The sequence below is a fragment of the Paenibacillus plantarum genome (assembly GCF_013141695.1).
Lineage (GTDB): Bacteria > Bacillota > Bacilli > Paenibacillales > NBRC-103111 > Paenibacillus_E > Paenibacillus_E plantarum.
In genome coordinates this window covers 39,098-52,049 of sequence record NZ_WHNY01000026.1, presented here as the reverse complement: position 1 = coordinate 52,049, position 12,952 = coordinate 39,098, and the positions used below count along the sequence as shown (strand labels likewise).

Sequence of the window (12,952 nt, the reverse complement as noted above, 5' to 3'; positions counted from 1 at the left end):
GGATGTGTAAAGAGGGTTGTATAATGCCATTGTTAACCAGTTCTCACCTCAAAAGGAAGCATCGTGTTTTTACTTTCTCCAAGAAACAACTTATCTTATTTGGAGTAATAATCGCTTTTGTCATTGGATTGTTCCAGGGAAATCAAGCCTTAGCTGCCGGTCCAATGGTGGTTGACAGTTTCGATGGACCCATCACGGAGAACGAAATAAACTCCTTCAAATCGTATATTCAGACGGTGGAGCCTGTTGTCTGGCCCAATACCGGATCCATGCAAAGTGAATATGCACAGGGCAAAAGCGGTGAGAACATCAAAGCGATGGGGCTCATGTATGAGTTAACGAATGATACGGAAATCCTCGACCGTATGATCTATTTCTGCGACGTGCTCCTTTCCCAGCGTAACGATATCCTTCCTGCTCCTTATGGGCAACGCACCGTGTGGACCAACACGATTGCGCCAGTATGGCCGGGGAATAATACCGGTACAGCTTCTGCAGATTCAGCCAATGGAGACTCGATTGGTCATCTTGCCTATTGCGGCAGACTGATTCTCCAGACCCCGGTAATTTCGAACACGACGGTGCCCATCGGCGATGCTTATGGACACGGAGCAACCTATTTACAACGTGCAAATACGTTTATTACAGAGGCTGATTATGTGGTTAGCCAATTCCTCTTTCCGAAACTGCTAGATCTTTCGAGAGGGAATAAACTGTACTTCCAAACGCAATCGCCTTACATGCCCGGAGGCGTATTCCCGTGGAATCAGCAGATGATGATCACTTACGGTTTGCAGAATCTGGCTGCTGCTCATGCGATCAAAGGAGATAATCCTTCTCTAGTTTCGCAATACGACGGGATTGTTCAGACGAATCTTAATTGGTTTTTCAGCGACAATTCAGCCAAACAAACCTATACGGACAGTAAAGGAAACACTGCATATAACTGGGGCTATAATCCGACCTTACTGGGAGGCGAGGATTCTAATCACGGCGCTCTAGACGTATCGGGCTTTTATCGAGCGTTTCTGATCGGTCGTTATGGCATAACAGCGTCGATGATGACGCCTTTTGCCAATATGTATGCCGACGTGATGATGAGGGGACCAGGGGATTACGCGGGTCGAGTTGACGGTACAGATGGAACGGGGCATGGTGCACCGACGACGTATCCTCGAAGCGGGAATATCCAATTAGCAGCGCTCCGCCCGGATGTTTATTACACATTGGCCAATGCGACTATGCCTAATATGACGAGTACAACAATGGCTTCATTCGCTCGCCTTATGTATGTGAAGAACCAAAGATACACAGGCAGTGATACGCAAGCACCGACTACACCGACTAATTTGACCGCAACCGCAGCATCAAGCAGTCAAGTGAATTTGAGCTGGACGGCTTCTACAGATAATGTGGCCGTTACTGGTTATAACGTCTATCGTGGCGCCACACTCGTCGGCACTTCGTCAACGACATCGTACAGCGACACGGGACTCAGTGCTTCGACCGCATACAGCTATACGGTAAAAGCGAAGGATGCGGCAGCTAATGTATCAGCAGCAAGCAATACTGCTAGTGCAACCACATTGGTTTCATCAGGGAATCTCGCATTGGGCAAAACTTACAGTGCCTCCACCACATGGAGCACAACCTACTTAGGGGACAAAGCTTTTGACGGAGATGCTGCGACTCGCTGGTCAGCATCGAGCGGTTCCTTTAACAATCAATGGATTAGTGTTGATTTTGGCTCACCTGCGACGTACAACCAAGTAGTGATCAAAGAAATTTCGTTCCCAAGGGTGACGGCTTACAAGCTCCAGTCCTCGACCGACGGCACCACTTATACCGATATCGCCGGAACGACAGGAACGACAATCGGGGCTAATAAAACGATTAGCTTCTCTAGTGTGAGCTCCCGGTATTTAAGGCTGTATATAACAACAGCCAGCAACATACCGAACATTGATGAGATGGAAGTATATGGTCCTAGCGGATCAGACACAACGGCACCAACAGCGCCGACGAATGTGACAGCAACCGCTGCATCAAGTAGTCAAATCAATTTGAGCTGGACAGCTTCGACAGACAATGTGGGGGTAACGGGCTATAACGTCTATCGCGGTGCCACTCTGGTCGGATCTGCTACGACAACCTCTTACAATGATACAGGACTTACGGCTTCAACCGCATACAGCTATACGGTAAAAGCGAAGGACGCGGCAACTAACATTTCAGCTGCAAGTAATACAGCTAGTGCTACGACGCACGCGCCTCCAGATGCACAAGCGCCAACCACACCGACGAGCTTGACTGCAACGGCAGCATCTAACAGTCAAATTAATTTGAGCTGGACAGCTTCGACAGATAATGTGGGGGTAACGGAATACAATGTATACCGGGATGGCGCATTAGTTGGCTCTTCAACGTCGCCATCCTACAGCGATACGGGGCTTAGTGCCTCGACCTCATACAGCTATACGGTAAGAGCAGAGGATGCTGCAGCAAACTTGTCCACAGCAAGCAATACAGCGAACGCAACGACGCTATCAGGCGGGGGGAATCTCGCGTTGGGCAAAACCTACAACGCATCTACGACATGGAGTGCAACTTATCCTGCGGCGAATGCGTTTGATGGCAGCTCAGCGACTCGTTGGTCAGCATCGAGCGGTTCACTGAATAACCAATGGCTCAGCGTTGATTTGGGTGCCGCCACTTCGTTCAATCAAGTCGTTATCAAAGAAATTACCTACCAGAGGGTGACATCATTCAAACTTCAGTCCTCGAGTGACGGCACAACCTATACAGATATTGCAGGTGCATCAGGCACTACGATCGGCGCAAACAAGACGATAACCTTCACTAGTGTGAACGCCAGATATTTACGTTTATATGTGACCACAGCAAGTGCCGTACCAACGATCAACGAGATGGAAGTGTATAATCAATAAATTGATGTGAGGAGTTATCCTAAAATTAACTAGTATTGACAGGCATTGAGAAGGAGATTAGCGGCATGTTTGCGCTAATCTTCTTTTTTTGTCACGTTCAACGATAATAGGCTACAATCATAATTTTGATAAATAAGAGCTTAAAAAAATAGTATGCTTGAAGGCGTAATAAAAATTATGATTGCTTATGAAAGCGATTACAGATGATCGCGAAAATAAGGAGGGTTCATAATGTCAGCAGCAATTCCAGCAAAAATGACAAAAGGTTGGCGTAAACTACTTGTCTCATGCTTGGCACTTACGCTTAGTTGCTCGGGGATATGGGCTCCTTTAGCACCCAAAGCCTCCGCTGCCACGGGGGCACCCATGGTGGTTAGCAGCCTTGAGGGCCCTGTCACGCAAGAGGAGATTAATTCGTTTAAGCAATATATCTTATCTTCTTCCGTCGGTCTGCCGGTTAGTAATATCGGAAATGATTTCGTCTATGGTCCTAGCGGTCAGAACGTAGAAGCAATGGGCTATATGTACGAAATTAGTGGGGATCAGGCGATACTCGATCGGATGATTTCATTTAGCGAAAATATGCTTTCTGCTAGGAATAATCCAGTGATCGGCCGTGTTCTATGGAACGGAAATAGGGAGCTGGCGTGGCCGAACAAGAAGGTTGGCGAAGTCAATAGTGATGGCTTGCTCATTGAAGGGTATTCAGGCAGCGAGAACGGCGATGTAATCGGACATATTGCATACAGTGCGAAACTGATTCTTCAAAACAAGTCATTGTGGAATAAAACGGTACCCCTTGGAAATGGTTCACTCTATGGCGAGACATATTTGGAGCGAGCGAAATCATACATTACCGAGTTAGATAAATCCATGGATACGTATATGATCCCGAATTTCGTAAAGCCAGACACATTACGCCAGTATTGGCCGAATGATACACGCTGGAGTACAACAGGCAGTGGAGCACCTAACTCGGCGATACCTTGGAATCAGCAGATGATGATCAATAACGGTTTTATGCGTTTGGCGGAATGTCACGAGCTGCTAGCCGATGATCTGACTAGAGTAGACCTCTATGACCGTATCGTCAAAGCCTCGATCGATTGGTTTACCGCATCACTGGAACCTTATCAAGTGCAAGGTCATGATGTATATAAATGGTGGTATGTTGCTGACTATTTCGGCAAAGTCGAGGACGCTGATGGCGTTCATGCTGCGAATGATATCATGGGTATGACTAGGGCATATGATCGTGGGAAATATGGCGTTACACAAGACACATTAATTAAGCTTGCCAATACGATTCGATATGTAATCTCAACCGGCACAGGTAACTTCTACTGTAAAGTGGACGGCCTTCCAACGAGCTGTACATTGACGAATCTCTGGAGCGAATATCTGCATATTTCGCCTTTTACGCCAGATCCAACTGTCTATAAATTGCTAACGAATCCCTATTATATGAGTACTGTACTAACCAGTCCCATCTATTTTGCCCGGATCATGTGGGCCAAAGATCACACAAGCTGGACTCAGCAGGTGGATGCAGACTTATCTCCAACGTGGGAAGCAGAAAGTTACTCAAGCAGGGAAGGGTATTTTACAAGAGGGGCTTGTGACACATGCTCCAAAGGCGCTTTCATGCTATCTTCTGAAGAAGAAGCAGCCTCATTAACGTTTGATTTGAATGTCACGCATGGCGGCAGTGTGTATCTACATATGTTGGGTTCTGCAAGTGGAGCAGGTGTAGGAAACCTCAAGGTATCTTTGGACGGCGGGACAGAGGTCAATTTGTCTACAGATGCGTCAGGTTGGGGCTGGTCGACGGCCGATCTGCCTTTAATGCTGACAGATGGCTTCCATCAGTTGACGATAATGTCGCAAGGAAACGCTGCACAGATAGATAAACTTGTATTGTCCAAAAGTCATACACCACCAATTGAATCCTTATTGCCAAAATTAACGGATATTCATATCAATGGTGTATCTATCGCTAATTTCTCACCTTCTACGTATGCTTACTCAGTTGCAGTGCCACTGGGTACGAAGGTCATTCCAACGATAAGTGCAGCTAGCAGTCATATTGTGGAGATTGCGCAACCACAGCAAGTGTTTGGAATGGCAATTATTACGGTGAAGGACCGCCAGGATCCGTATTTGCAAGCAAAATATGAGGTGCAGCTGTCGGGTTACCCTATTTATGGTGAGGTGCAAGATCGTTTCATTAGTTATCCTATTCAGAATGTTTCAGCAAGCGCAGGTTATCATGCAAGTTTTCCTCCTGCGAGTGCAATCGATGGCGATTTGACAACCCGCTATGCGGCCAAGGGAATTACACACTGGATCCAATTTGATCTAGGTGTCGTGAAACCTGTACGTTCTGTGCTTATTGCATTCCTGAAAGGGGATGTCGACAAGTATAACTTTGATTTGCAGGTATCGGAAGATGGCGTCAGCTGGAAGACTGTGTTTAGTGGGAAAAGCAGTGGCAAAACTGCAGGATTAGAGATTTTTCAGTTTGGGAAAGAAAACGCGCGATATGTTAAATACAACGGTAAGGGCAACTCCAAGGATACGTGGAATAATATGAATGAAATCTACGTAGGCGGAGATTCAGATGTGACTGCACCGATCACCTCGAATGATGTGCAAGCCGGATGGCATAAAGATACCCAAACGATTCATCTCTCCGCAACAGATGGAGGCAGTGGTGTTGCACATACGTATTACAGTGTGAACGGTAGTATCTTCACAGAAGGAACTACCATTCAGATTAATAGCGAAGGTACGACGGAGCTCAGGTATTATAGCGTTGATGGAGCAGGGAACGAAGAATCTCCGAAGTCCGTCACGCTTCAATTGGATCGAAGCGCTCCGAGCATGATCTCAACTGTCTCCATGTCGGTTTACTTGACAGATGCCATTCACTTAGACTTTGGGATCACAGATGCGCTGAGCGGCATTGCTAATCAAGTAATCCTACTCGATGGCAAGCCAGTTGATCCACCTTATGTCATTGAACCGATGACACTTACACGGGGGAACCATGTAATTTCTGTTACTGCGACAGATCGGGCTGGCAATTCAACAACGCAGCAAGTTAACCTGCAAGTTCAAATGGACTTAGATCACTTGGACGAAGTCATTACGATTGCGAAACAAAAAGGTTGGATCAAAAGTGAAGGCATCTACAGAGGATTAATGACCTTGGTTAATCTCATTCAGAAGGCATCGAAACTAGACCTTAATCCAAAGCTGTATGCACTACAAGCACTTGTTCAAGCGCAAAAAGGCAAATTCATCGAGGAATCGACGGCAGTACAATTGCTGGATTGGTTAAAAGCTTTACAGAATTAATAGTGAAGATTGCTAACAAGAACCATCCATGTGAACGACCTTGGTGGTTCTTTTTGACATAATCCGTGCTCCATCATAAAAAAAGACATAGGGGTATAAGTATGAACAATGACAAAGGGGAACAAGGATAGTAACATCGAGTCGGAGGTCGTTTATTCTCATTTTCGTATAGCAATGTAGGATGGGGAGGTTCTAACATGCAGTACAGACGATTAGGCAACAGTGGCTTAAAAGTAAGTGAACTCAGTTTAGGCAGTTGGCTAACCTATGGTGGAGCGATCGATGACAAACAATCGGAATCGATTATTGATAAAGCCTATGAGTTGGGAATAAATCTGTTCGATACAGCGAACGTCTATCATAAAGGAGATGCGGAACGAGTGGTGGGCCGGGCTTTGTCCAAACATCCCAGAGAATCCTATGTGCTGGCAACCAAGGTGTGTGTGCCCATGGGGGACGGCCCCAATGACCGCGGATTGTCCCGCAAACATATTAGGGAGCAATGCGATGCCAGTTTGCAAAGACTTGGTGTAGATTACATTGACCTGTATCAATGCCATAGATATGACACAGATACTCCGCTTGAAGAAACGCTTCGCGCCTTGGATGATCTGGTCACGCAAGGTAAAGTCCTTTACACGGGCGTTAGCATGTGGAAAACGGAGCAACTGCTCGACGCCGCACATATGGCGAAGAGGCTGAATTTACATCCAATTATCTCGAATCAGCCGCAATATCATATGTTTCGACGCGGCATTGAAAAGGAAATTGTTCCTTTATGTACGAGGGAAGGGATCGGGCAAGTTGTGTTTTCGCCGCTGGCTCAAGGGATTCTGACAGGCAAGTATAAACCAGGCACACCCTATCCGAGCGACTCCAGGGCAGCGGATCCAGAGCAAAATGGCGCGATCATACATTTTATGAAGGAAGAGCTGCTTGACAAGGTAGATAAACTGAGAATGATCGCAGAGCGCAATGAACTAAGCGTTGCCCAACTGGCGTTGGCATGGGTGCTTCGTCTGGATAATGTCGCAAGCTGCATTATAGGTGCTTCCCGCCCCCAACAAGTGGAGGAGAATGTTAGGGCTTCTGGCGTTAAGCTTTCTGACATCGATGTATTGGAAATTGAAGAGATATTACAGGGTTAGGTCTTTGAAATAGGGGGAAGATCAATGTCGATTAAAGATCATTTAATGGATAACGCGGAAGCGGATAGTCAACGAGGGAGTCAGCTCCAAGAAATGTTGGCGGATGAAGCACATGAGCAGCGAATCAAGTGGTGGCGCGAGGCCAAAGTAGGTTTATTTATTCACTGGGGGTTATATTCGCTGCCCGGTGGTGTATGGAAAGGAGACCCCGTCAATGCTGCTTACGCGGAGCATCTGCAGTTAAGGGCTCAAATTCCAATTCATGAATATGAACGCATCGCCGATCAATTTGATGCTCATCAATTTGATGCGAGTGCCTGGGTTCGTGCTGCGAAGGATGCTGGTTTGAAATACATGATCTTCACGGCTAAGCATCATGAAGGCTTTGCGATGTACGATTCGCAAGTAAGTGACTACACGATTGTTAAAGCAACCCCTTTTGGCAGAGATCCCGTGGCGGAATTAGCTGATGCTTGTAAGCGAGAAAATATGGTACTTTGCTTGTATTACTCGCATGCCATGGATTGGCATCATCCGGATTCTCAAGGAAACACCTTGGATTTCCCGGCAAATATTAGTGCCTATGATCCGCTCCACGCATGGGTGGTGGATGACAACAAACGTAATCGCTATGAGCGATATTTACAAGAAAAAGCTTTTCCTCAAGTGAAAGAACTGCTAACCCAATATGGCCCTATTGGCATCCTTTGGTTTGATTGTGGGCACAAAATTACGGATGAACATGGAAAGCAATTTGTAGATTTGGTCCATGAAACGCAATCAAACTGTCTAATCAACCGTCGAGTTCGTCGTGAGGGATTCGGTGATTATGAGAATACAGGTGATAACCAGCGCCACATTAGCGCACAACAGCGAGATTGGGAATCGATCGCAACGCTAAATCATTCATGGGGCTATAACCAAACGGATCATGCGTGGAGAAGTGCCGAAGAAGTCCTCCATGACATGATTCATGTCGTCAGTATGGGTGGAAATTACGTCATCAATGTGGGGCCAACAGGAGATGGTAATTTCGATGCGAAATCGTTGGAATTACTTGGCGTGATCGGGAATTGGCTTGAGCTGAATGGTGAAAGCATCTATGGCTCACAGGGCAGTCCGATCGGTAGGACCCCTTGGGGGCGCTGTACACGCAAAGGCAGTACCTTATACTTGCAAGTCTGGGATTGGCCTGCTCACGGTGAACTCTTACTGCCTGGCATTCGTAATTCGATCCAGGATTGTTATCTATTGGCAGATACAGCGAAAACAACCTTATCGCATCGGTTACTGAACGATTGCGGTGATCACCTCATCGAGCTGCCAGCTGAAGCACTTGATTCCATATGTACCGTTGTTGCAGTTGAATTTGATGACGAACTAGATGTCAATCCTAGACAAGTGTTGTTTGCTGGCGGTGTCACGAATGTTTTTGGTGTATTTGACGGGGAGCTGTATGGAGAGGCGTTACGTTATGATACGGGGAAAAAGGGAAGAGACAACGTGAAAAACTGGTCCTCTATGCAAGATTACATGCAATGGAAGTTTCGAGTGATGGACGCTGGGGCGTACAAGGTAACTGCTGTGTACGGTGCAGATGAAGCATCTGCGGGAGGCTCCTTCGAGATTGCAGTTGGTCCAGATAAGTTAGCTGCTGCCGTAACGAATACGGGCGGCGAATACCAATTCCAATCTTCCGAGATCGGACTCTTTCACTTTCATGCTCCTGGAGAATATGTGATAACGGTTCAGCCAAACACGATCTGTGGAAACGTCTTGATGAACTTGAAAGAAATTACGCTAACGAATCATGAATTCATATGAATGAAAGCAAATAGGAAGGAGAATGTTGTTATGCTAAAAAATTTCTTGCCAGCTCCACGAAACGGTGGATTCCAAATGGAGGATTATTGGGTGTGGTGCGGATCTGCCGTTCAAGGTGATGATGGCAAATTCCACTTATTTGCCTCTAGGTGGCCTAAATCACTTCCGATGCATCCAGGTTGGTTGGTTTCTTCCGAGATCGTTCGGGCTGTTTCAGATCAGCCAGAAGGACCCTACACGTTTCAGGAGGTCGTACTGCCTGCGCGAGGAGCCGAATATTGGGATGGGCGGAGCACGCATAATCCACATATCGTTAAGCACAAAGACAAGTATTTGCTGTTTTATATGGGGTCAACACATCCTTTTCCGGATCCGATTGAGGGAGATGGATATGGGCTCCAAGATCCGCGATGTATCGTTGCTCGAGCGAACAAACGTATTGGATTGGCGGTATCGCATAGTGTGTTCGGACCCTGGCAGCGGCGTGATGAACCTATTGTATCAACAAGGCCAGGGAAGTTCGACAGTTTCTTAACGTCTAATCCTGCCCCGTGCATAGCGGAAGATGGTTCCGTGCTGTTGATCTATAAAGCAAGACAATATGAAGGCAATGGGCATGCGAAAATGACGTTTGGGGCTGCGCGAGCAGATCATTACGAGGGCCCTTACCGTGTTATGAGTGAAAACCCGCTTTTCCCACCCGACGCACATTTGGAAGACCCTTTCGTGTGGCGTACAGATGACGGTTATGCCATGATCGCGAAAGATATGGATGGCGATCTATCCGGTGAAAAGTACGGTGGTGTATACGCCTTCTCGAAGGATGGTATGAATTGGGAAATCCATCCATCACTTGCGTATTCTCGAAAAGTCACATGGGATAATGGGACTACCCAAACAATGGGTAATTTAGAAAGGCCTTTTCTACTGTTTCAAAATGGTAAACCTACTCATTTATTTGCAGCTACATCAGATGGTACCAAGGGATTTCATGACGCTACACAAACTTGGAATATGGTGATTCCACTAGCTCATGAATGAGCAGCATCAGGATGGAGGGACGCTTGAATGTCTAAAACAGAAGCAATAACGGAAATTAATCTCGCTCAAAATTGCGAAGTAACCTGCAGTTCAGAACGTACGAAGGGGACTGGCCGTCACGCGGTAGATGGTTTCCTTACTACCTATTGGCAACCAACAAGTTCCGATCAAAAGGATGATAACCGCGTATGGATTACGGTTGATCTGGGTGATTGCTATTCGTTCAATCTTGTCCTGTTGAAGTTGGCATCCGGTTTCATCTCTAAATACCGTATTCTTCATTCTACCGACGATGTCATTTGGACTGAAACCTTTAGTCGGGAAACGTCGAGAGGCGGAATTCGTACTGACGAAAGTGTTTTGTTTCCAAGAGTTAAAGGACGATATGTCAAGTTGGAAGTGGAGCTATTTGATCCGGAACGTGATTTTCAGCTCATTGATTTCGGTATTTATGATCGGTTAGCGATTCCTGCGGGTCCCTTGTTAGATCGCGTAGTTTGCACGGTAGAAGGCCGCGATTACGATCAAGATGATACATTAGCGGTGCAAGTGAACAACAGAGCGGAGCTGGATTTGAAAGGAATTTTGACAGATGGTTCGGATGCTGACTTAACGTATGGGGAAATTTCAATTCGTAGCAGCCATGAGGAAGTGGTGTCGGTAGATGAGAATAGGGTGATAACCTGTCTCAAGTCGGGCATCTCTCAGATTAAGGCTAATGTAACTTTAGATGGCGTGATGCAAGAGGCAAGCTTTTATATAGATGTGTATAATCCCACGGAATGGTTGGTGGATATTGATCTTGTACATCCTTCCTTGGTTATGGAAATTGGACAGCCTGCTTTCTTGGAACTTGGTCGTACACTTCCAGAGTTGCATGTTAGGCCTTCAGAAGCGATGACCATGCAAGTTACATTGGTGAACATGTCCACGGATCAGTTGATTGTGAGTCATCCCGTGTGCAAATTGGCAGTGGATACGGCAACGACAGTTACATTTCCTGGCGAAGCGAGGGATCCTGGTCAATTCCGGATAAACATTGTGATGGAAGTAGAAGATGGCAGCGCCTTCTATGATGCTTTTTATTTTACCGTTAAGCCCGTTCATAGTTCGATAGAGGGGCAAAGTGAAATCGTACATGTCGATACAAATGGGAAACTGGTTTATGTGCCTGATTTCAAGGGGAATCAGATCATCGACTTCTCGAATTGCGGATATGGTGGAGGCGGCGTAGCGATTCCTGATATCGCATCTGTTATTTCACTTGAACCCGTAGAGGGAGATAATACGACACATATTCAAGACGCGATTGATCAGGTAGCTGCATTATCGCCATCTTCGTCAGGCTTTCGCGGCACCGTTCTGTTGAAGAAGGGCGTCTACCCTGTTGATGGTACCTTGCAGATTAGGGTAAGTGGAATTGTCTTACGCGGTGAAGGAGAAAACGAAGGTGGAACCTTACTGTATGCTACAGGTACCAAACAGCGGAATTTGATCGAGATTAAGGGAGAATCAGCTCCGTGTCTACTGGCTGAAACGCAGACCTCCATTTCCGATCTTTATGTGACATCGGGAGCTCGAACGATTCATGTTACCGATGCTTCCTTATATCGGGTCGGAGACACTGTCAAGGTGCATCGCTACGGGAATGAACGCTGGATTCATGCCATTGGCATGGATGCCATTCGCATGAGGCCCGTTGCAGGCGGGACGGCAAATTGGCTGCCCTTCCAGCTGGAGTTCGACAGAGTAATCACCCATATGGATGGCAATTGCATCACGCTGGACGCTCCAATCGCGAATGCGATTGAAAGCCGCTGGGGAGGCGGAGCACTTATTAAGTATGAGGATGGGGGCCGGATCGAACAGATCGGTATCGAGTCCTTGAGGGTAGTTGTTTCGTATGATCCAAGTATCGTGGAATCGCGAATTGACGGTAATGAGGGCGGAGAACCATACCTGGCCGACGAGCAGCATGCGATTAATTTTATTTATCTGGATCATGTCAAAAACGCTTGGATACGCAATATCGTTGGTTTCCATTTCCAACATGCACTGGTGCAGGTTGGACGCTCTGCGAAATGGATCACAATCCAAGATTGTGCAGTCTATGACTTTATCAGCGTGATCACGGGAGGCCGCCGCTATTCGTATCATCTGATGGGTGAATTAACACTCGTACAGCGATCTTACTCGGAAACCGCAAGACATGCTTTTGCAGTGGATGCACGTGTCGCAGGGCCGAATGTATTCCTCGATTGCGAGTCGCAAAAGGATTACAACACGAGTGAACCGCATCATCGGTGGTCAGTGGGATGCCTCTATGACAATGTAGAGGGACGTATCCATATTCAGGATCGGGCCTGGTTAGGGAGCGGCCATGGTTGGTCAGGAGCGAACTATGTTACGTGGAATACGTCCAATGAGCTGGTCTCTCAACAGCCACCGACCGCTCAAAACTATGCGATCGGACATGTTGGAAGTCAGGGCAAGCCACTTCTCCCGAGTCCCTATGATCAAAGGCAACGCAAGGATGCCTATTGGGAAAGTTTCGGTAGCCATGTAAATCCTCGCAGTCTTTATACACAACAGCTACAGGACCGTCTCATACAGCCTATTCTCACTTAAGGA

The 12,952-nt window shown here is 46.8% G+C and carries 6 protein-coding genes; all 6 read left to right on the top strand.

What is annotated here, in order from left to right; translation table 11 throughout:
- The first annotated feature begins 23 nt into the window (after positions 1-23).
- The gene (locus GC096_RS38655) at positions 24-2,948 is read left to right on the top strand and encodes a discoidin domain-containing protein (RefSeq protein ID WP_246302627.1); all 2,925 of its coding nucleotides are present in this window, start codon (positions 24-26) and stop codon (positions 2,946-2,948) included.
- 231 nt (positions 2,949-3,179) lie between these two features.
- Positions 3,180-6,308: an OmpL47-type beta-barrel domain-containing protein gene (locus tag GC096_RS07280; protein ID WP_171629582.1), complete on the top strand. Its 3,129-nt coding sequence runs from the start codon at positions 3,180-3,182 to the stop codon at positions 6,306-6,308.
- 197 nt (positions 6,309-6,505) lie between these two features.
- Positions 6,506-7,456 carry an aldo/keto reductase family protein gene (locus tag GC096_RS07275; RefSeq protein WP_171629581.1) on the top strand — a complete coding sequence of 317 codons (951 nt, stop codon included), beginning with the start codon at positions 6,506-6,508 and terminating at the stop codon, positions 7,454-7,456.
- Positions 7,457-7,480: 24 nt separating this feature from the next.
- Positions 7,481-9,280: an alpha-L-fucosidase gene (locus GC096_RS07270; protein WP_171629580.1), complete on the top strand. Its 1,800-nt coding sequence runs from the start codon at positions 7,481-7,483 to the stop codon at positions 9,278-9,280.
- Between the two features lie 30 nt (positions 9,281-9,310).
- Positions 9,311-10,321 (top strand): glycoside hydrolase family protein, encoded by a 1,011-nt coding sequence (locus tag GC096_RS07265; RefSeq protein WP_171629579.1) that lies wholly within the window; start codon positions 9,311-9,313, stop codon positions 10,319-10,321.
- Positions 10,322-10,348: 27 nt separating this feature from the next.
- Positions 10,349-12,949 (top strand): discoidin domain-containing protein, encoded by a 2,601-nt coding sequence (locus GC096_RS07260; RefSeq protein ID WP_171629578.1) that lies wholly within the window; start codon positions 10,349-10,351, stop codon positions 12,947-12,949.
- The last annotated feature ends 3 nt before the right edge of the window (positions 12,950-12,952 follow it).

Excerpts from the sequence above, each read along its gene's own strand:
- GC096_RS07260 (WP_171629578.1), top strand. The coding sequence starts at position 10,349 with ATGTCTAAAACAGAAGCAATAACGGAAATTAATCTCGCTCAAAATTGC.
- GC096_RS07280 (WP_171629582.1), top strand. The coding sequence starts at position 3,180 with ATGTCAGCAGCAATTCCAGCAAAAATGACAAAAGGTTGGCGTAAACTA.
- GC096_RS07275 (WP_171629581.1), top strand. The coding sequence starts at position 6,506 with ATGCAGTACAGACGATTAGGCAACAGTGGCTTAAAAGTAAGTGAACTC.
- GC096_RS38655 (WP_246302627.1), top strand. The coding sequence starts at position 24 with ATGCCATTGTTAACCAGTTCTCACCTCAAAAGGAAGCATCGTGTTTTT.
- GC096_RS07265 (WP_171629579.1), top strand. The coding sequence starts at position 9,311 with ATGCTAAAAAATTTCTTGCCAGCTCCACGAAACGGTGGATTCCAAATG.
- GC096_RS07270 (WP_171629580.1), top strand. The coding sequence starts at position 7,481 with ATGTCGATTAAAGATCATTTAATGGATAACGCGGAAGCGGATAGTCAA.